Here is a 20,291-nt window from a genome sequence, read left to right as displayed (position 1 = left end):
ATGACATGACGGGACAGCTCATCGGAGCCCTGATCCTCTGGCTGATCGTGGCCGTGGTCGCCATCGCGATCATCGTTTACCTCGTCAACTGGCTCTACAGGCGTTCGTCGAAGGAAGTGTCCTTCGTCCGGACGGGCCTCTTCGGCGAAAGGGTGGTGATCAACGGCGGTGCCTTCGTGTTGCCGATCATCCACGACGTGACGCCAGTCAACATGAACGTGCTGCAACTGGCGGTGACGCGCAGCAGGGACACCGCCCTGATCACCCGCGACCGCATGCGGGTCGATATCGACGCGGAATTCTACGTCCGGGTCCGGCCGGACAAGCCATCGGTCGCCATCGCCGCCGCGACGCTCGGCAGACGAACGCTGCAGCCCGATCAGCTGAACACCCTTCTGTCGGGCAAATTCATCTCGTCGCTGCGGACCGTCGCCGCCGAAATGTCCATGGAGGAAATGCACGAGCAGCGGGGCATCTATGTCCAGCGCGTCAAGGAGGCCGCAGCGGAGGCCCTCGATCAGAACGGACTGGTGCTGGAATCCGTGGCGATCACCGACCTCGACCAGACCGATCTTCAATACTTCAACCCCTCCAACCGCTTCGATGCAGAGGGCCTGACGCGCATCATCGGCGAGATCGAGGAAAAGCGGAAGATCCGCAATGACATCGAACAGGAATCGATGATCAAGATCCGCACCCGCAACCTGGAGGCCGAGCGACAGGCGCTGGATATCGAGCGGGAGAGCGAAGCGGCAAGGCTCGAACAGCAGCGCGAGATCGAGATCAAGCGCGCCTTGCAGCGCACCGAGATCGCCCGCGAGCGCGCTGCCCGCGACACCGAGGCGGAGCAGGCCCAGATCGCCTCCCGTGAGGAGATCGAGAAGTCCAAGATCGCCAATGAGCGGGCGATCAGCGAGGCGCGCATCGCGTCCGACCGCGACATCCGCCAGCAGGAGATCGCTCGGACCAAGACAGTCGAGGCTGCCGAGATCGCGGCCCGCGAGGAGATCGAGAAGGCCAGGATCGCCAACGACCAGGCCATTCAGGCTGCACGCATCGCGTCCGACCGCGAAACACGGCAGAAGGAGATCGAGCGCACGACGGCGCTGGAGCAGGCCGAGATCGCGGCGCGCGAGGCGGTGGAAAGGTCGCGCATCGCGCAGGAAGCGCAGGTGAGTGCGGAGCGCATCGACCGGGAAAAGGAGATCAAGAACCTCGAAATTGCGCGGAACAAGGCCCTCGACGAGGCCGAGATCGCCGCGCGCGAGGCGGTGGAGAAGGCCCGGATCGCCCAGGACATTGCCCTGACGGCGGAGCGCATTGCCTCGGACGAGGGCAAGCGCAAGCTGGAGATCGCCCGCAACCGGACGATCGAGGAGGCCGAGATTGCGGCGCGCGAGGCGACCGAAGCCGCGCGGATCGCGCAGGAAAAGGCAACGGCGGTCGAACGCATCGCCTCTGGCCTCGCCACCCGGCAGCTGGAAATCAAGAGCACGGAACAACTCGAGGCGGCAGAGATCAAGCGACGCGACGCGGTCGAGAGACAGCGCATCGCCGCGGAGCTCAAGATCGAGGAGGAGAGGATCGCCTCGTCGAAGACGCGCGAAGTGCTGCAGATCGAGCAGAAGAAGGCTGTGGAGGTGGCCGAGGAAGACCGCGCCATCGTCATGGCCGCCAAGCGGGCGGAGCGGACGGACGCCGACAAGACGCTGCGCCAAACCGAGATCGTCGCCAAGCAGGAGGTCGAGAAGGCCGACGTGGCGCGTGAGCAGGCGCTCGAAGCGGCGAGGCTTGAACGACGCCGCGCCATCGAGCAGCTGGAGATCGCCCGCGCGCAAGCGCTGCAAGAATCGCAGATCGCCTCCAATGAAGAGGTTGAGCGCGCTCGCATCGCTTCAGATCGCGGCCTGGACGAGGCCCGCGTCGGCAGGCAGCGCGACCTCCGCAGGCTTGAGATCGAGCGCGAGCGGGATGTGGAGAACGCCGCGATGGACAAGGCGATCACGCTCTACGCCAAGTCCCTGGAGGAAAGCGCGGCTGCCGTGAAGGCCGAAATCGCCAAGGCCAAGGCGACAGAGGCTGCGGAACTCGTGCAGACCGTCAAGGAGAGCGAGGCCGCGAAGCGCCGCAAAACCGTCGAGGTGATCAACGCTGAAAAGGCCGCCGAGGAGGTGCGTATCGCGGCCGAGGCCGACAAGGTGCGCAAGGCGGTCGACGCGGAAGCGCAGAAGCTCCTCTACGAGGCGGAGAACCTTCTGACGGACGGCGCCCGCTACGGTCTCTTCCGCCGCCGCCTGCTCGACCGGATCGAAGGCATCGTGCGCGAAAGCGTCAAGCCCCTGGAGAAGATCGAGGGCATCCGCATCCTGCATGTCGACGGCCTGCAGGGCACGGCCGGCGCGGGTGGAGGATCGTCGCGCACGCCGACCGACGAGGTGATCGAATCGGCGCTGCGCTACCGCGTCCAGGCGCCCCTCATCGACCAGGTCCTCAAGGAGATCGGCATCGAGGGGGGTAGCCTCGCCCGCATGGGCGGGCTGATGCGCGAGGCCTCCGACATGCAGCGTGTCGCCAAGGACGCCCAGCCGCCCAAGCCCAAAGACGACGGCGAGAAGAAGTGAGGCAGGCGATCATGGCACGCGTCTATGTCTCCAGTGTCGTCAACGCCCCCGCCGCCCGGGTCTGGGCACGGGTGCGCGACTTCAACGGCCTGCCGAACTGGGTCCCCGCCGTCGCGGAGAGCCGGATCGAGAATGGCGAGCCTGCCGACAAGGTGGGCTGCGTCAGGGCGTTCTCGCTCCGCAACGGCGACAAGCTGCGCGAGAAGCTTCTCGGCCTGTCGGACTTCGACATGTTCTGTACCTATTCAATCCTCGACAGCCCGATGCCGCTGACCGAATACGTGGCGACCTTGCGACTGACGCCGATCACCGACCAGGACCGCACCTTCGTCGAATGGTCCGCCGAGTTCGACTGTGCGCCGGACAAGGAGCAGGAACTTGTCACGGGCATCGGCCTCAACGTGTTCCAGGCGGGCTTCGACTCGCTCAAGCGCGCCTTCGGAGGGTGATGTGCCAAGGGTCGTCCGCAGCACCATCATCAATACGCCGGTGGATCGCCTCTGGGGCGTGCTGCGCGACTTCAATGGCCATGACCAGTATCACCCGATCGTCGCCGCCAGCGCGATCGAGCGCGGTCACCCCTCTGACAGGATCGGCTGCGTGCGCAGGTTCACGCTGCAGGACGGCAGCGAATTGCGCGAGCAACTGCTGTCCCTTTCGGATCTGGAAATGACCTGCAGCTACTGCCTGCTCGACACGCCGATCCCCCTGTTCAACTACGTCGCCCATATCCGCCTGTTGCCGGTCACCGACGGCAACCGCAGTTTCTGGCATTGGGAAAGCCGGTTCACCACCCCGCCGGGCCGCGAGGCGGAACTGGCCGAAACGGTCGGCAACGACGTGTATTCGGCCGGGATGGAGGCGGTTCGCCATCTCCCCGAACTCCAGGGCGGAGTGCTCTGACCATGCCGATCGAGTTGCGCACCGCATCCACGTTGGCAGAAGCGGCAGGCCTCATGGCTGGCGATCGCGGCGCGAGGCTCTTGTCCGGCGGCACCCTGCTGATGCGCGATGTCAACGAGGGCCGTCTGATCGACGGGCTGATCATCCGGATCGTTGATCCCGCCTACCGCACCATCAGCGTGTCAGGCGGGCGGGTCGAACTCGGCGCCGGCGTCACCATGGCCGCTGTCCTGAGGCGCCGGGATCTCGCCTATCTGCATGCTCCCGCGCAGGCCATCGGCGGGCCGGCGGTGCGCAACATGGCCAGCATTGGCGGCAATCTCTTCGCCGAGACGCCGTATGGCGACTTCACCGTGGCGCTACTGGCCCTCGATGCGCGGGTCATGCTCATGCAGGGCTTCGGGGCACCGCGCGCCATGCCACTGGAAGAGTTCCTGAACGGGCGGGCTCGTGGTGGCCAGGGACTCGTGACCGCGGTGCAGTTCGCGCCGCCGCAGAATGCCGCAGACTTCCGTTTCCGGAAGGTGAGCCGGGTCAAGCCGAAGGGCATGGCCGTCCTGTCCGTTGCCGCCCACCTGCCGCTCTCCGGAGGCAGGGTAGTGGGTGGTCGTGTTGCCTACGGCGCGATGGCACCGACCCCGATTCGCGCGAAGGCGGTGGAGCGCGCCCTGGAGGGCAAGGCGCTCGATCCGCCCACCATCGCGGCGGCCCGGTCCGCGGCGGGGGAGGGAACGCGGCCGGCGACGGATGCCATCGCCAGCGAATGGTATCGCCGCGAAGTGCTGCCGGTGCATCTGGCCCGGCTCCTGTCCGGTCAAGGGTGAGGAGACGCGCGTGGCGAAGATTCCTGTCCAATTCCGCCTGAACGGTTCGGATCGTGCCGCCTTTGTAAGTCCTGCCGACAATCTCCTGACCCTGCTGCGCCGTGGCCTGAACGACTTCGGTCCGAAATATGGCTGCGGTCAGGGGACATGCGGCACCTGCACCGTGCTGGTCGATGGCGAGTTGCAACTGTCCTGCCTCACGCTCGCGGCGACCTGCGAGGGCAAGAATATCGAGACCGTATCCGGCATGGCGGAGGGGCCGGCGCTGCACCCTGTGCAGCAGGCCTTCATGGACCATTTCGCAGCCCAGTGCGGCTTTTGCACGCCGGGCATGCTGACGGCGGCGAAGGCGCTTCTCGCGGCCAATCCGAACCCCTCGCGCGAGGAGGTGATCGACGGCATCTCCGGGAACATCTGCCGCTGCACCGGCTACGAATCGATCATCGAGGCCATCCTGGCCGCTGCCCGCGGCGGGCAGGCCAGTCGCGCTTACTGACGGAGGTCACGATGCTGGAATTCCGCAAGGACCTTTTTGCCGCAGAACGCGACGACAACCTCAATGTTGTCGGGAAAGGGACGCAGCGCCAGGACATGCCCGGCCATGTCACGGGACGTTCGCCCTTCTTCGACGACCACGCCTTCGAGGGCCTTCTGCATCTCAAGGTCGTGCGCAGCCCCCATCACCATGCCCGTCTCCGCCACATCGACACCGCGGCGGCCGAACGGGCGCCGGGCGTCAAGCGCATCCTGCGCGGCGCCGACGTGCCGGTGAACAAGAATACCCTGCTCAGCCTGATCAATTTCGGCAAGGACGACGAGCCGACGCTGGCCGTCGGCAAGGTCTCGTATAAGGGGGAACCCGTCGTCGCGATCATCGCGGAGACGGAGCATCAGGCTCTCGCGGCACGGGCGCTGGTGCGCATCGACTACGAGGTGATCCCGCACGTCTTCGACGTGGAGGAAGCGCTGAAGCCGGGCGCGCCCGTCGTCAACGAGACCTATCCGAACAACTACTTCGAATATCACGACCGTTACGACCACTCGAAGCTGCGCTTCGGCGACGTGGACCAGGCCTTTGCCAGTGCCGACTTCATCGTAGACGACCGCTACCAGATGTCGCCGATCGAACATGCGCCGACCGAGACCAACGGCTCGATCGCGGCACCGGAGCAGAACGACCGCTTCGTCGTCCATTCCTGCGCGCAAGGCCTGTTCTTCTCGCTCGGCACGGCGGCCAAGATCCTCAACCTCGAATCCAACCGCCTGCATTTCGTCGGCGGCACGGTGGGCGGCGGTTTCGGCGGCAAGGTCGATTCCCTCACCGAGCCCCTGTCGATACTCGGCGCCATGATGACCGGCCAGCCGGTCCGCTACGTGCTCGATCGCGAGGAGGAGATGCTCTACGGCTCGCCGCGCGGCGCCGAGCGCATCTACATCAAGGACGGCATCATGCGCGACGGGCGCATCGTCGCCCGGCGAATACGCAGTTACTTCGATGCCGGCGCCTACACGCGCCTGTCCAGCTACGCGGCGATCAAGTGCACCGCACATCTGCCCGGTCCCTACACGATCCCCAACGTCAGCGCCGACATCTATGTCGCCTACACCAACCGCTGTCCCTCGACCGCCATGCGCGGCTTCGGGATCACGGCGGTCGACTTCGCGCTGGAAGTTCACATGGACAAGGGCGCGGAAGCCTGCGGCATGGACCCGATGGAGTTCCGCATCCTCAACGCCTACCGGGACGGCGACATGAAGGCGCACCGGCGCGTCGCCAAGAATACGGCCCTGATCGAATGCGTGCAGGTGGTAGCCGAAAAAGCGGGCTGGCCCTTGTCCGAGAATGCGCGGCGGCAGTCCTCGCTGACAGGCGGGGGCGGCGCGCGCGGCGATATCCCGGCAACGCCTCTCGACGACAACGGCCGTATCAACCGGCCGGAGACGCGCACCGGCCCGCCAACGGAGACACTCGCCGCTGGCACGACCCGCATTCCCCTGAGCAAGCAACCGATCATGGAAGGGTCCGCCGAGGCCCGGCCGACGCCACCCGCCGTACCGCAATATGAGCCTTACCGCCCGTCCCAGCCTACGGCCCAGCCCGCCTATGCGCCGCCTTACACGCCGATGCCGGCGGCGCCTGCGCAGGCGGCACCTCCGATCGCGCCGCCTCCCGCACCGCCGCCCGCGTCCGCTCCGCAGACACAGCACGGCGCGGTGCGCTTTTCCTCCGTCTTCGGCACGAGGAGGCGCTGACATGGCCCGGTATCGTGGACGCGGCATGGCCTCCGTCAATTATCCCATCGGCATGAATCTCGGCGGCGATCCGAGCCAGGCTCTCATCCACTCCAATCCCGACGGCAAGTTCACCGTCGCGCTCTCCGCCATCGATCTCGGCCAGGGCATGAAACAGGTGACGCGGCAGGTGGCGGCCGAGACGCTCGGCGTGCCGATGGAAGACGTCTATGTTGACACCGCCGACAGCGATACCGGTCCTCACGACATGGGCAGCTTCGCCTCGCGCGGTACACACCGCATGGGCAATGCCGTCATCGCTGCCGCCCGCGAGGCGCGCGGGGTGCTGCTGGAGGCGGCCGCCGAGGAGCTCGAGGTCAATGCCGGAGACCTCGTCACCGACGGTCGCGGCAACATCCACGTGAAGGGTGCGCCGTCGCGCTCGATCACCGTCAAGGCGACGGCCCAGGCAGCCCAGTTCAAGCAGGGCAAGACCATCGCCGGGCGCGGCATTTTCCTCATCCCGCTGTCGACGGTGGACCCGCAGACCGGGGAGATGAACCCCAACACCGCTTTCGCCCATGCCAGCCTCGTCGCCGACGTGGAGGTCGACGACGAAACCGGCGAGGTGACGGTGCTGAAGATGGCCTCGGCCTACGAGCTCGGCCGGGCGATCAACCCGAAGATGGTCGAGCAGCAGCTCGTTGGCGGCGCCTGGATGGGCATCAGCCACGCGCTCTACGAGACGCCGGAGCCCTATTATCCGGACCCGAGCCACGGGCCGCGCGACTTCAATGAATACCTCATGCCGGGTCCGGGCGACATTGCGCCATATTCCATCACAGTCCTGGAGCGGCCTGCCCCGGACGGTCCCTTCGGCGGCAAGGGACCTGGCGAGATGTGCGCCAATCCGGTGCTGCCCGCCATCGCCAATGCCGTCTACAACGCCGTTGGAGTCCGCGTAAACGAGCTGCCGATCACACCCGAGAAGGTGCTGCGGGGCATCAAGGCCAATGGCGGCGCGCGGCCGCAACCGCGTCGCGGCGGCGGGGGCTGACGCACCATGGCGCTGCAACCCCCCATTGCCGGCCTGTCGAGCCCCGAGGCGCTGTCCGAAGCGCTCAAGGCCGCGATGTATCTGGCTGATGACGGCATCGCCACGGCGGGGTTCCTGGCGCTGGCGCTCGGCAAGCCGCTGCTGCTCGAAGGAGCTCCGGGTGTGGGCAAGACCGAGGCGGCCAAGGCGATGGCGGGAATCCTCGGGCGACAGCTCATCCGCCTGCAGTGCTACGAGGGCATCGACGCGTCGGCGGCGCTCTACGAATGGAACTACCCCCGCCAGATGCTCGCCATCCGCCAGGCCCGCGAGGGCGAGGCGATTGATATCTATCGCGATGATTTTCTCATCGAGCGGCCGATGCTGGCCGCGCTCCGGCGGCCCGAATCGACCGTCCTGCTGATCGATGAGATCGACCGCTCCGACCACGAGTTCGAGGCGTTCCTGCTGGAGTTCCTGTCGGACTTCTCCATCTCGATTCCGGAGCGCGGCACGTTGCGCGCAGCCGACCGTCCGGTTGTCGTCCTCACCTCCAACCGCACCCGTGACCTGCACGAGGCGCTGCGTCGTCGGTGCGTCTATCACTACATCGCTTACCCCGATCCGGCGCGGGAGGCGGCCATCATCATGCTGCGCTCCTCCGCCGTTGCCGAGAGCACGGCGCGAGCTGTGGTGCATGCCGTAGGTCTCCTGAGGCAGGAACCCCTCACCAAGCCGCCGGGCGTGGCCGAGGCGGTCGACTGGGCGGAAGCCGCGACTGCACTCCACCGGACGGGCGCGCCGTGGCCGGACGCTTTCCGCCGCTCGATCGGCACGGCCCTGAAGGACGAGGAGGACCTCGCGCTCATGCGGCCGCGCATGGACGCCTTCATCCGGGCGGTGGCGGCATGAACGCACCCGCCGCCCCGCAGCGCTTGCCGGCCGCGACCCGGCCCCTGGTCGCCTTCGCCGCACTCCTGCGCGGCAACGGCTTCGCCGTCGCGCCTGAGCAGACGGTGACCTTCCTCCGCGCTGTCGAACTGCTGGGACCCCGCTCCATCGAGGACGTGCGAAAGGCGGCCATCGCGACCTTCGGGCCCCCGTTCGAGCTGCGGGAGACTTTCGATGCGCTGTTCGACATGCATTTCCTCGGGACCATCGGCGAACCTGAAAGGGTCGACGACTGGCAGCCCGACGACGAGATGAAGGTGGAGGAGGAAGGGGCCAGCCGGGAGATTCTCGTCGGTGACGAAATCCACGAGACCGGCCGGGAAGCGACCGCAGCCGAGGCCCTGGCGGTGCGCCAGCTGAACCCGCCCGACGACGGCGACATCCTCCGCCGCTTCGCGCGCGACCTGCCCGAGGCACTGCTCCGCCGCCGCGGCTATCGCCACCGGCGCGCCCGGCGCGGCCCCGGCTTCGACCTCGCGGCCAGCCTCAGGGCCGCCATCCGCAACGACGGCGAGGTCATGGCACTGAAGCGCTGGCGGCGCAGCACCCGGGTGCGGCCGATCCTCCTGCTCATCGACGTTTCCGGTTCGATGAAGCAGCGGACCGACGCCAATCTCGCCCTCGCCCATACGATCGTGCAGAGCGCGCCGCGGGTCGAGGTCTTCACTTTCGGAACGCGGCTGACGCGGCTCACATCGGCCCTGCGGTGGCGCAACCGGGACCGGGCGCTGGCCGTTGCCGCAGGCCTGGTGGCCGACTGGGACGGCGGTACGCGCATCGGCGACGCGCTTCAGGCCTTCCTCGCGGTGCCGCGTTTTGCCGGCTACGCCCGTGGCGCGGTGGTTCTCGTCGTCTCCGACGGGCTGGAGCGCGGCGACCCGGGCGCCATGATCCACGCCATCCAGCGCCTCGCCGCCCGCGCCCACCGGGTCGACTGGCTATCGCCGCTGGCGGCTGAGCATGGCTACCGCCCCGAGACCGAGGGGCTTGTCGCCATCCGACCCTTGATCACCTCGCTGGTGAATGGCGGGACGACTGCCGCCATCTGTCGCCACGTTCTTTCTCTCGGCCGGGAGCGCGCGGCATGATCGACGCCCATTTCCACATCTGGCGCCAGGCCGATCTCCCCTGGCTCATGGGACCGATGCAGCCGCGGATCTTTGGCCCCTACGAGCCGATCCGCCGCGACTATCTGATCTCGGAATATCTCGCCGACGCCGGGTCTGCGGGGATGACAGGAGCCGTCTATGTCCAGGCCAACTGGCCAGTGGACCGCTTCGTCGAGGAAGCCGCTTTCGTGGCGGAAGCGTCCGACAGCAGCGGCTTTCCGATTGCCATCGTCGCCTATGCCGACATGCTGACCAAGGATGTCCGACCGCAGCTCGATGCGCTGGCCCGCAATGGGCGTGTGCGCGGCGTGCGTATGCAACTGCACTGGCATGAGAACCCGCTCTACCGTTTCGCCAGCGCCCCGGATCTGGCGTTGAACACAGCTCTTCAGCGCAATGTCGCGCGCCTCGTCGACTATGGCTGGAGCTTCGACCTGCAAGTCTTCGCCGGTCAGATGGCGGGGGCGGCCGAACTCGCCGAAGCCTGTCCCGGCGTGACCTTCGTCCTGCAGCACGCGGGCATGCTGGAGGAACTGTCACCGGAGGGAATCGCCGCCTGGCGGGCCGGCATGGCTGTCTTGGCGGACAAGCCCAATGTCGTCAGCAAGTTGTCGGGGCTTGGCACCTTCCTGCGCCGCAACGATCCCGCCCATGTGGCCATGGTCGCGGGGGAGACGTTGGCCCTGTTCGGTGCTGAGCGCTGCCTGTTCGGTTCGAACTTCCCGATCGAAAAACTCTGGACGAGCTATTCGGATCTCTTCGAGGCGCATCGGGCCGCTGTACCCGCCCAGCACCGCGCGGACGTCTTTTCTGCAACTGCCAAGCGGGTCTACCGGCTGGCCTGACACCATTGGAGGGAACGATGCCACTCGAGATCAAGGTCCTCGACTACGGCGACATCGAACTGGAATCGAGCTTTCTGGTGCTCGGCCGGGGCTGCGGCCAGACGCGACGCACCTACACCTTTGGATTCCTGATCCTCGGTGGCCCATGGCCCGTGGTGGTCGATACCGGCTATCGCCATAATCAGATCATGGAGAGCCTCGGCATGCGCGGCCTCCAGTTCCACGAAAACATGATCGAGAACCAGCTGATGCGCCACGGCGTGCGCATGGGCGACGTCCGCTATGTCGCGCACACCCACCTGCACATTGACCATGCCGGCAAGGACGATCTGTTCCCGATGAACACGACCGTGATCCTCAACCGGCGGGAGCTGGAATATTCGGTTTCCGGCCTCATGCACCCGCAATATCCGGCACCCGACATCAAGCATCTGATCGACCGCCTGCACACCGCGCAGGCCCTGCGCCTTGAAGACCTCGAGCTCTCCGGGATGGTCGAGCTCTTCCCCGGCTGCTACCTGGAGGCGGCCGGAGCCCACACCGAGGGCTCGATGAACGTCCATGTCGACACAGCCGAAGGCAGGGCAACAATCTGCGGAGATGTGATCTACGACTTCAACGATCAGATCGTGAATCCATTCCACGAGATCCATGCCGGCGAACCTCGCGTTACCGGCAATCATGGCGGCTCCAAGCGCGAAGAGAAGGCGGCCATCAAGAAGTTGCTGAACGGCTCGCGCTTCCTCCTGCCGGTGCATGACAAGCCGGCCAGGATCGAGGCGGGACAGGTCGTTGGCCGACTGGACATGGCCGTGCCGGGTCCCGTCACGCAGACCTTGCCATCGCGCCCCTGGTTTCCGGCCTGATCCTTTTTTTGGCCCCGAAGGTCTCCAGCGCGGAGCCGACCGAACGAGATCGCCCCATGACCACTCATGTCGCCGTCACGCCGGCCTTCAACGAGCTCATCGACCTCTGGGCGCCTGTGCGCCAGCTCGGCACCGGATTCCACTTCACCGAAGGACCGATCTGGCAGCCGAAGGAGGGGTTTCTGTTGTTCTCCGACATGCCGGGCGACGTGCGCCGGCGCTGGGACAGAACCGGCATCCGGGAGGTCATGCGTCCCGCCAACAAATGCAACGGCATGACCTATGACGCCGACCTCAATCTGATCGTCTGCGAACATGCTACCTCGACCCTGGTGCGCGAGCGGCCGGATGGTCGGCGGGAGGTTCTCGCCTCCCATGTCGAGGGGCGCGAACTCAACAGCCCCAACGATGTGGTGGTAAAGTCTGACGGGGCCATCTATTTCTCCGACCCCTGGTACGGCCGCATGCCGGTCTATGGCATCGAACGCCCTCGGCAACTCGGGTTTCAGGGTGTCTACCGCATCGCGCCGGGCGGCGGGCCTCCGCAACTCCTCGTCGACCGCTACCTCTTCGAGCAGCCGAACGGCCTGTGCTTCTCGCCCGATGAGAAGAAGCTCTACATCAACGACACGGTGCGGCAGCTGATCCGGGTCTTCGACGTGCTGCCGAACGGCTCGCTCGGTGCCGGCCATGTCTTTGCCTCGAGCATCTCCTCACCGTCCGAGCCCGGCGTGCCCGACGGCATGAAGTGCGATGCGCAGAGCAACATATGGGTCTGCGGGCCGGGCGGCGTCTGGGTCTATGCGCCGAACGGTGACCTGATCGGCAAGGTCAGGGTGCCCGAACTCGTCGGCAACCTGACCTGGGGCGGACGGGACTTCCGCACCCTGTTCCTCACCGCGACCCATTCCCTCTATGCCGTCGAGACCAAGGTCGGCCCGCGCGCCGAGCCCTACATGATTTCCGCTGACGCGCCGCGCGCCACGTCAGGCTCTGCACCGAAGACGGTCGCGGCGGCGGCGGTCGCCCGCAACGGGGCGCTGAAATGCGCTCCGGGCTATCTCCTCGACGCCAGCCGCTGCGCGGTCATCGTCCAGGACATGCAGAACGACGTGGTGATGGAGGGCGGCGCCTTTGCAGAATCGGGATCGCCTGCGCATTGCCGCGAGCAGAACGCCATCGCCAATGCCGCCCGCCTCGCCTCCGCAGCGCGGGCCGGGGGCGTGCCCGTCATCCACGTCTGGTTCATCGTCGAGCCGGGTTGCCCCGGTGTGACCATGAACGCCCCGCTGTTCGAGGGGTTGGCGGACGCCAAGGCCATGGTCCGGGGGACATGGGGGGCGGCGCCCGTGCCCGGTCTTGAGGCGATGGCCGGCGATCATGTGGTGGAGAAGCAGCGGATGAGCGCCTGGGAGGGCTCGCGGCTCGAGACGGTGCTCAAGGCGCTCGGCCGCGACATCATCATCGTCACCGGGGCCTGGACCAACATGTCGATCGAACACACCGCCCGGACTGGCGCGGACAAGGGCTTCTACATGATGGTTCCCGAGGACTGCTGTTCGACGATGAACGCCGAATGGCACACCGCCTCGGTCAATTACGCCCTGCAGAACGTCGCCGTGGTCACCGACGCCGACGCGGTTATCCGCGCCTGGGACTGACGCGGGGGCGTGGTTGTTCAGTCGCCTGAGTCTCTCCGTGCTGCAGCAAGGCGCCGAATAGTGTAGCTAGAGCGCCGAACGATGGCAGGCGAGAACGACGGAAAGCCGCATGAACGCTGGGTCTGATGCCGCGAGCCGTTGGCGCTTTGCCGTGGCGCCCATGATGGACTGGACAGACCGCCATTGCCGGGCCTTCCATCGCGTCCTGTCGCGACACGCCCTCCTCTACACCGAGATGGTGACGGCCAATGCCGTGGTCCACGGGGATCGCGATCACCTGCTCGGCTTCGATCCGGCCGAACACCCCGTCGCCCTGCAACTCGGCGGCGCGGATGCGACGGCACTTGCGGAGGCGGCGCGCATCGGCGAGGGATTCGGCTACGACGAGATCAACCTCAACTGCGGCTGCCCTTCGGATCGCGTTCAGGGCGGCAATTTCGGCGCCTGCCTCATGGCCGTCCCCGACGATGTCGCGCGCGCGGTCGAGGCGATGAAACGGGCGGTTGGCGTGCCGGTGACGGTCAAATGCCGGATCGGCATCGACGATCAGGATCCGGAAGCGGCCCTGGACGCCTTCGCCGACGCTGTGGTTGCCGCCGGCGCCGATGCGCTGATCGTCCACGCGCGCAAGGCCTGGCTGCAGGGACTGTCACCGCGCGAGAACCGCGACATCCCGCCCCTCGACTACGACCGTGTCTTCCGGCTGAAGGCCCGGATGCCAGAGGTTCCCATCGTTATCAACGGGGGGATCGCCGGAATTGCGGCAGCACGGAAACTGCTGGAGCCGCGCAACGGGGTGGCGCTGGATGGCGTCATGCTCGGGCGCGCCGCCTACCAGTCGCCTGCGCTGCTCGGCGAGGTCGACCCTGCCTTCTTCGCCTCTGCTGCCCCCGTCGAAAGTCCGGCGGAGGCCATCGAGGCGTTCCTGCCCTATGTCGAGCGTCGTCTGGCCGAAGGCGTCCGGCTGTCGGCAATGACACGCCACGTCCTCGGCCTGTTCCAGGCGGTTCCGGGCGCGCGGCAGTTTCGCCGCCATCTCTCGGTGGAGGCGGTGAAGCCCGGTGCCGGCGTCGCGGTGCTGCGCGACGCGGTGTCGCTGGTGACCCGCCGCGCGGCGGGACGGGGCGAACTCGCCGCCTGAGGGCAAGCACGCCGGAAAACGCCGAAAGGCGGTGGCTGTGCCACCGCCCTCAGGACTGTCGATCATCGCAATCAGCGGCGGCCGCGCTCGCAGAAGTGGCCGCGCAGCAGTTCAAACCCGCAGAAGCGGGCATTGTCCTGCATCTGGGTCTGCCGCGGGATGGTCGAGCCGGGAACGGTCGCGTGGGTCACAGCCGGCGGATCGAAGCCGAGGCCGCTCCCGCCGCCGTCACCGGCGCTGCCGCCGCCGCCGGCGGTCTGCGCCATCGCGCCGGAGAGGGACGAGCCGACGGCCAGGGCGATCATGGCGGCCATGGAAAGGGTCTTGAAGCGGGTCATGGTGGGTCTCCTTGGGTTGCAGGACTTGCTGTGGACCCGTCATCGGGCCCGGTGATCGTTAGTCGCAGGAGGACCGGATTCGGTTCGACGGGGTGTGAGCCTTGGTGAACGAAATCCGGATGGAAGCGTCACCACCCGCAGGATCGCGGCACTGAGCCGGCCGCGATCCGGGGAGCGGCGGTCAACGCTGGCTGCCCTCGCAGAAGTGGCCGCGCAGCAGCTCGAAGCGGCAGGTCTGGTGACCGAGCTCGGGCTGGCCGGGACGGGCCTGGGGAGTGCCGGGCAGGTTGATCGCCATCGTCGGGGCGTCGAAGCCGAACGAGCCACCGGGGCCGCCATCGCCCGAGCTGCCACCGCCGGCGACGGCGGCGAAGGCGCCGCCCGACATCGCGGTGCCGGCGGCGAGGGCGAGAAGGGCGGCCATGGAGAGGGTCTTGAAGCGGGTCATGATGGGTCTCCTGAAGGTGTGGGAGCGGCCTGGTCGGCGCCTTGGTGGCGATCGATGCCGGCCGCGTCGGTGGTTCTCTTCAACCCGGCGCTTTGCAGTCCGAAGCCGCTCCCTCGCAGCCGCGTTTCGCGTGTGTCTGCCATGTTGCAGCAGCTGTCCGATGGAAATCGGCCTGTGCAGGCCCGTTGCGCGTGGTCCGCACTTGCTCCGCGATGGAACGCTGGCTTAAGTCGCGCGCTCTCCTGCGGCGCGGATGTCCCCCATGTTCTTCGGCGTTCCCTACGACCAGCTGGCCATTCTCGCTGTCGGCCTTCTTGGCGCCGGCGCCATTACCGGCGTTCTCGCCGGCGTCTTCGGCGTCGGCGGCGGCGCGGTCATCGTGCCGGTGCTCTACGAGCTCTTCGGCGTCGTCGGCGTGCCGGTCGAACTGCGCATGCCCCTGTCGGTTGGCACCTCGCTCGCGATCATCATCCCGACCTCGATCCGTTCGTTCCAGGCGCACAAGGCCAGGGGCGCGGTGGACATGGAGATCCTGCGCGCCTGGGCCGTGCCGGTGGTGGTCGGCGTCATCGTCGGCTCGTTCATCGCGCGCTATGCGCCGCCGGCGGTGTTCAAGGCGGTGTTCGTCTTCGTCGCCGGCCTGTCGGCCTGGCGGCTGCTGACCGGCAAGGAACTGAACTTCGGCACCGGCATGCCCGGGCCTTCCGGCATGGTCGCCTCGGGCGGCCTCATCGGCGTGCTGTCGAGCCTGATGGGCATTGGCGGCGGCCAGCTCGGCAATCTCGTTATGATGGCTTATGGACGCTCGATCCATAACGCCGTCGCCACATCCTCGGGCCTCGGCGTGCTGATCTCCATCCCCGGGGCACTCGGCTACATCTATGCCGGCTGGCCCAAGGCGGCCGAGTATCCGGCGGTCGCAGCGATGCAGTTCCCCTTCGCGCTGGGCTACGTCTCGCTGATCGGCTTCCTGCTCTTCATCCCGACCTCGATGTGGACCGCACCGCTCGGCGCACGCCTCGCCCACGCCCTGCCGAAGCGCAAGCTGGAGCTGTCGTTCGGCATCTTCCTGCTCATCGTCTGCCTGCGCTTCACCTGGGACCTGGTGACGCGCGGCCTCGGCTGACGCATCAGCCCCGTGCCATCGCCTTCAGGCGCGCGCGTTCTGCCTTGCCCATGCCGGTGCGGGGGATGGCCTGAAGCACGAGGATGTGGCGCGGCGCGAGAACCGCATTGCGCTGCCGGCAGTGGGCGATGATCTCGTCGGCGCTGATCGCCTGCCGCGGCACCACCGCGAGCCAGATCTCGTCGACGCCGCCCGGGCCGGGCAGGGCGAAGGCTGCCGCTTCGGCGATGGCCGGATGCCCGGCCACGAGGTCCTCCACCCTCTCGGGCGCGACCTTCAGCCCGCCCGCATTGATGAGGTCGTCGGCCCGACCGGCGATCACCAGCATGCCATCGGCCGAGATCGATCCGAGGTCGCCGGGATAGAACCAGTCGGGCGTCTGGTCAGGATAGAGATCGCCGGTCTGGAGCGGTTTGCCGCCGCCATCGACGAGAATCCGCACGCGCCCCATCTCGCCGGCGGCGACCGGCTGGCCCTCGTCGTCGACGATTTCCACGCGCTTGCGCGGCGCCACCAGCCCAACGCAGCCCGGTGCGACGTCAATCATGTCGCCCGTTGCGAGGGCGATCCGGCCGCCCTCGGTCGAGCCGTAGATGACGATCACATGCGGGCACAGGCGCGTTCGGATCGCCCTGACAAGGGCGGGACTGGCAAGTCCGCCGCCGGTCTTCACAAGGCGCAGAGAGGAGCAGGAGGCGGGCGTCGTCTCGAGGGCCTCGATCAGCGCCGACAACTGGTGGGGCGACCCGATCACCGTTCCCATCTGGTAGAGGTCGATCATCCGCGCTGCCTCCTCCGCCGACTGCGCGAAGCCCAGCGTGCGCGCCGCAACCAGGACGCGCGAGGCCTGCACCAGCGCCCAGATCGAGGAAAAACCGACCAGCAGCAGGTCGCGTTCGGTGCCCGGGGCCGGCTGGTAGCGATAGAGATCGCTGATGCGGTGGTCGAATTCGCCGACCGTCAGCGGCACGAGCTTGTTCTGGCCGGTCGTGCCTGATGTCAGCGCGATAATGCCGAGGCGCCCTGGATCGGACGCCCGCAGGTCGACAGAGTAGGGCGTTGGATCGGGTTGGAACCACACGTCGTCCACGACGAGCATCCGCAGGCCGACCGGTGCCGGCCCCGGCATGTCGCTCAGTACCGCCACGGCGCCAACGAGCGGAGCCTTGAGCGCGCTGCCCGGAGCGATAGGCATGATGACCACGCCGAGGCGCATCATCGCATAGGCTACGGCGATGAAACGAATGGGATTGTCGATCGCGAGAACCACCGTGTCGCCGGGCCGGATGCCGCTGGCGAGGGCCCGGGCGGAGACCCAGTGGATCGCTTCACCCAGCATGCCGAAGGTTACGACACGGTCCATCAGCATGATGGCCGGACGCTTCGGGAAGAGCCGGCCGTGCAGCAGGATCACGTCGACGAAGGACATCTTGTCGCCTTTGAATGTGGTCTGGTAGAGGGGTCCTACGACAGATGACGTGCGTCGGCCAGCCGGTGCATCCGGGAGTTTGCATGAACAGGATATTGCCCGCCAGTCGGGGCTTGTCGCGCCGTCTTCTTCTCGCCGCCCCCGCGCTTATGGCGATGGGCGTCCGCGCACATGCGCAGTCTGCGCCGCTTCGGCTTGTCGTCCCGTTCTCCGCCGGCACCAATGTCGACACCATGGCCCGGCGCTTCGCCGAGGCGGTTGCGCCGCTGGTCGGCGAGCGACCCGTCATCATCAACCGGGACGGCGGGGGTGGGACGGTGGCCTTCGCGGAATTCGCCCAGCGGGAGCCGGACGGATCCACCTTCCTCTTCACGCCGGCGGGACCTTTGGTCGTTCACCCGCATCTGGCGCGCGAGCCGCGGATCGACCCCGCCGCCTTCCAGCCGGTGTGCCAGGTCTATCAACAGGACCTGGTGCTGATCACTTCCCGCAAGCTGGCTGTCGAGAGCTTGGAGGCTCTGCTGGCCGAGGCGCGCAGGCGGCCGGGCGAGTTGAAGTTCGGTCACTACGGGCCGGCCTCCGCCACCCATATCGAGCTTCTCGCTCTCAGCCGCGCCACCGGCATCCGCGTCATTGCGGTTCCCTACCGCGCTCACGGTCAACTCATGGCCGATCTGGCAAGCGGCGCGCTCGACGCGGCCCTGACGACGCCGGGCACCTTCGATCCGACGGTGCTCCGTCCGGTCGCTCTCGTCGCCGACGAAGCCATCGATCTCTATCCGGGATTGGCGACCACGATGCATCTTGGACACCAGCCGCAGGCCCGCGTGTTTGGCGGGCTGATTGCGCGCAGTGGCACCGCCGCGCCCGTGATCAAGCGGATGGAGGCTGCGTTTCGGACGGCGTTCGACGACGCCACCTTCCAGGCCATGGCGTCGCGCATGGGCGCGCGGCCGCGCTTTGCCGGCTCGCAGGCCTTCACCGCCCGCATAAACGAAGAGCGCCTGCAGATGCAGGCGCTCCTGAAGTCCCTGGGATTGATCGGCTAGGCTGTGGCCGGCGTCAGAACCGGTAGGACGCGCCGACGCGGGCCTGCACCTGCGACGAGCGCGTCGGGAAGACATAGCCCGTGTTGGTGAGGTCCGTGGCGCGGCTTGAGCCGAAATCGTAGTAGATGGTCTCGAAACGGACCGTCCAGTTCCGGCTGACCATGTACTCGACGCCGGCACCGACGGCGAGGCCGACCCGCAGGCTGTTGATCTGGCCCTGCGGGGCACCCCAGACGGCGTATTGCGAGGGATTGCCGAGGGCCAGTCCCGCCGTGACGTAGAGCAGCGCGCGGTCGATAGCGACGCCGGCGCGGACGCGCAGGCTGCCGGCGAACTGCGCCTTGGCGGAAACGGATGATCCACCCCCGATGCCCGGCGTGCTGCCGCTGGCGGTGTTGTAGGTGAGATCGGCCTCGACACCGACCACACCGGTCGACGAGAGTTGCCAGTTGTAGCCCGCGTAGAGGCCGAGGGCGACGCCGACAGGGTTGATACTGTAGGTGGTGCCGGCCGCACCCATGGCGCCGCCGACGTCGGAGAACCGGTTCATCGAGAAGCCGGCGCCGATCAGGCCGCCGACATAGCCGCCCGCCCAACCACCGGCCGGAGCCGGAAGGCCCTGAGCCTGGGCTGCGCCAGCTGAGATCGCGACGACACAGGCGGACGACAAAAAGTGCGCGCGAAGCGACATGCGTTCATTCCCCACGGGAAACCAATCGATCGATCTCTAGCAATGCAACCCGATGTTGCAAAGGGGATGCGGGCAAGATGTGCGACAAACCAGACCGGTGCGATCAATCTGCCACACCGGATGATGCTGCTATGCGATCAAGGACTTGCGAGCATGCCCGCGCCACGTTGCGGGCATTGCCGCTGGGCGGCCGGCCGGCGCTCAGCCGTAGAGCCCCAGTTGCTTCAGGATGGCCCGGCCGATGGCGAGCCGTCTCGGCGCCATGGCCATCTGCGGCATGTCCATGTTGAGCGTGAAGGCGTGGATGCGGCTGCCGCGCTCCACCCAGCCGGTCCACCACCCGATGGAGGTCTGGCCGCGCTGCACGTACCAGCCCGTCTTGCCGTAGACGGTGGCGCCGCCGGCGCGTTCCAGCCGGATGATGTCGTGGACCAGCGTCTGCGCCAGTGTTGAGGCCGGAAGGGCCTTGCGCGCCAGCCTGGCGTTGAACCGCGCTTCCTCGATCGCGCTGATCCTGAGCGGGCCCTCCAGCCAGAACCGGTCGACCACGGTGCCCGGCTCCCGGTTGCCGTAGTCGAGCCGCGCCAGCCAGTCCCGATAGCGTGGAAGGCCCACGCGCCGCGCCACCTCCTAGAAGACCGGCACGTTGGAGATAGGCATGGCGTCGCGAAGCGACATATTGCGCGCCCAGGTGGGGTTGCGGGTCCGGCCGCCGCCATAGGGCAGCACCTCGTCGGCATCGCGCACGACGCCGCTCCCGATGGCGATGAGGGAGTTGGGGATCTTGAAGGTCGAGGCCGGCACGAAGCGCCGCCCGGCGCGGGCAGGGTCGGCGAGGGTCGCCTCGCCGTCGCCAGCGTCGACCAGGGCAAACGTGCCCTTCGCGCCATGCTGGCGGAAGATATCGAGCAGGTCAGGCCGGTCGCGCGCCTCGGCCAGCGACGGCGTGAAGGGCAGGATGGCAGCCAGTGTGACCGCGCCGCGGCGGGTGAAGACAGGGGACATGGACATGCGGTTCCGT

General features: G+C 67.4%; 19 protein-coding genes and 1 pseudogene. 15 read left to right on the top strand and 5 right to left on the bottom strand.

Annotated elements, in window-relative coordinates; all coding sequences use genetic code 11:
* Positions 1-5 precede the first annotated feature (5 nt).
* The 13 genes from ACJ4V0_RS03725 (at position 6) to dusA (ending at position 14,189) form a co-directional block, all read left to right on the top strand.
* Positions 6-2,621, top strand: a complete 2,616-nt coding sequence (locus ACJ4V0_RS03725) for a flotillin family protein (protein WP_448298209.1) — start codon at positions 6-8, stop codon at positions 2,619-2,621.
* 11 nt (positions 2,622-2,632) lie between these two features.
* Positions 2,633-3,070, top strand: coding sequence for an SRPBCC family protein (locus tag ACJ4V0_RS03720; RefSeq protein WP_448298208.1), 438 nt, complete (start codon positions 2,633-2,635; stop codon positions 3,068-3,070).
* Position 3,071: 1 nt separating this feature from the next.
* Entirely contained in the window at positions 3,072-3,524 is a 453-nt protein-coding gene (locus ACJ4V0_RS03715; protein WP_448298207.1) for an SRPBCC family protein, read from the top strand.
* Positions 3,525-3,526: 2 nt separating this feature from the next.
* Positions 3,527-4,348, top strand: coding sequence for an FAD binding domain-containing protein (locus ACJ4V0_RS03710; RefSeq protein WP_448298206.1), 822 nt, complete (start codon positions 3,527-3,529; stop codon positions 4,346-4,348).
* Between the two features lie 10 nt (positions 4,349-4,358).
* The gene (locus tag ACJ4V0_RS03705) at positions 4,359-4,844 is read left to right on the top strand and encodes a (2Fe-2S)-binding protein (protein ID WP_448298205.1); all 486 of its coding nucleotides are present in this window, start codon (positions 4,359-4,361) and stop codon (positions 4,842-4,844) included.
* Between the two features lie 11 nt (positions 4,845-4,855).
* Complete coding sequence (locus tag ACJ4V0_RS03700) at positions 4,856-6,601, top strand: xanthine dehydrogenase family protein molybdopterin-binding subunit (protein ID WP_448298204.1); 1,746 nt, start codon at positions 4,856-4,858, stop codon at positions 6,599-6,601.
* A 1-nt stretch (position 6,602) separates the two neighbouring features.
* Positions 6,603-7,637 carry a xanthine dehydrogenase family protein molybdopterin-binding subunit gene (locus ACJ4V0_RS03695; protein WP_448298203.1) on the top strand — a complete coding sequence of 345 codons (1,035 nt, stop codon included), beginning with the start codon at positions 6,603-6,605 and terminating at the stop codon, positions 7,635-7,637.
* Between the two features lie 6 nt (positions 7,638-7,643).
* The gene (locus tag ACJ4V0_RS03690; protein WP_448298202.1) at positions 7,644-8,528 is read left to right on the top strand and encodes an AAA family ATPase; all 885 of its coding nucleotides are present in this window, start codon (positions 7,644-7,646) and stop codon (positions 8,526-8,528) included.
* A complete protein-coding gene (locus tag ACJ4V0_RS03685) occupies positions 8,525-9,655 on the top strand; it encodes a vWA domain-containing protein (protein ID WP_448298201.1) in 1,131 nt (376 codons plus the stop codon). Before ACJ4V0_RS03690 ends, ACJ4V0_RS03685 begins: the two co-directional genes overlap by 4 nt.
* Positions 9,652-10,521, top strand: a complete 870-nt coding sequence (locus tag ACJ4V0_RS03680; protein WP_448298200.1) for an amidohydrolase family protein — start codon at positions 9,652-9,654, stop codon at positions 10,519-10,521. Before ACJ4V0_RS03685 ends, ACJ4V0_RS03680 begins: the two co-directional genes overlap by 4 nt.
* 17 nt (positions 10,522-10,538) lie before the next feature.
* Positions 10,539-11,387: an MBL fold metallo-hydrolase gene (locus tag ACJ4V0_RS03675; protein ID WP_448298199.1), complete on the top strand. Its 849-nt coding sequence runs from the start codon at positions 10,539-10,541 to the stop codon at positions 11,385-11,387.
* A gap of 56 nt (positions 11,388-11,443) precedes the next feature.
* Entirely contained in the window at positions 11,444-13,048 is a 1,605-nt protein-coding gene (locus ACJ4V0_RS03670; protein WP_448298198.1) for an isochorismatase family protein, read from the top strand.
* A 109-nt stretch (positions 13,049-13,157) separates the two neighbouring features.
* Positions 13,158-14,189, top strand: a complete 1,032-nt coding sequence (dusA, locus tag ACJ4V0_RS03665) for a tRNA dihydrouridine(20/20a) synthase DusA (protein WP_448298197.1) — start codon at positions 13,158-13,160, stop codon at positions 14,187-14,189.
* 71 nt (positions 14,190-14,260) lie between these two features.
* Here the strand turns inward: dusA and ACJ4V0_RS03660 are convergent, their stop codons facing one another.
* The gene (locus tag ACJ4V0_RS03660) at positions 14,261-14,527 is read right to left on the bottom strand and encodes a hypothetical protein (protein WP_448298196.1); all 267 of its coding nucleotides are present in this window, start codon (positions 14,525-14,527) and stop codon (positions 14,261-14,263) included.
* A 181-nt stretch (positions 14,528-14,708) separates the two neighbouring features.
* Complete coding sequence (locus ACJ4V0_RS03655) at positions 14,709-14,975, bottom strand: hypothetical protein (protein WP_448298195.1); 267 nt, start codon at positions 14,973-14,975, stop codon at positions 14,709-14,711.
* 262 nt (positions 14,976-15,237) lie between these two features.
* Here ACJ4V0_RS03655 and ACJ4V0_RS03650 point away from each other — a divergent pair, with 262 nt between their 5' ends.
* The gene (locus ACJ4V0_RS03650) at positions 15,238-16,101 is read left to right on the top strand and encodes a sulfite exporter TauE/SafE family protein (RefSeq protein ID WP_448298194.1); all 864 of its coding nucleotides are present in this window, start codon (positions 15,238-15,240) and stop codon (positions 16,099-16,101) included.
* A 4-nt stretch (positions 16,102-16,105) separates the two neighbouring features.
* On the opposite strand, the gene ACJ4V0_RS03645 is transcribed toward ACJ4V0_RS03650, so the two are convergent.
* A complete protein-coding gene (locus tag ACJ4V0_RS03645; RefSeq protein ID WP_448298193.1) occupies positions 16,106-17,530 on the bottom strand; it encodes a class I adenylate-forming enzyme family protein in 1,425 nt (474 codons plus the stop codon).
* Positions 17,531-17,574: 44 nt separating this feature from the next.
* On the opposite strand from ACJ4V0_RS03645, the gene ACJ4V0_RS03640 reads away from it, so the two are divergent.
* A complete protein-coding gene (locus ACJ4V0_RS03640) occupies positions 17,575-18,579 on the top strand; it encodes a tripartite tricarboxylate transporter substrate binding protein (RefSeq protein ID WP_448298192.1) in 1,005 nt (334 codons plus the stop codon).
* 13 nt (positions 18,580-18,592) lie between these two features.
* Here ACJ4V0_RS03640 and ACJ4V0_RS03635 read toward each other — a convergent pair whose 3' ends face one another.
* The gene (locus tag ACJ4V0_RS03635) at positions 18,593-19,270 is read right to left on the bottom strand and encodes an outer membrane protein (RefSeq protein WP_448298191.1); all 678 of its coding nucleotides are present in this window, start codon (positions 19,268-19,270) and stop codon (positions 18,593-18,595) included.
* A gap of 201 nt (positions 19,271-19,471) precedes the next feature.
* Positions 19,472-20,275 (bottom strand): annotated as a pseudogene (locus tag ACJ4V0_RS03630) (penicillin-binding transpeptidase domain-containing protein).
* Positions 20,276-20,291 lie beyond the last annotated feature (16 nt).

It is taken from the genome of Phreatobacter aquiterrae (assembly GCF_053471285.1).
This window is presented reverse-complemented; position numbering and strand designations above follow the sequence as displayed.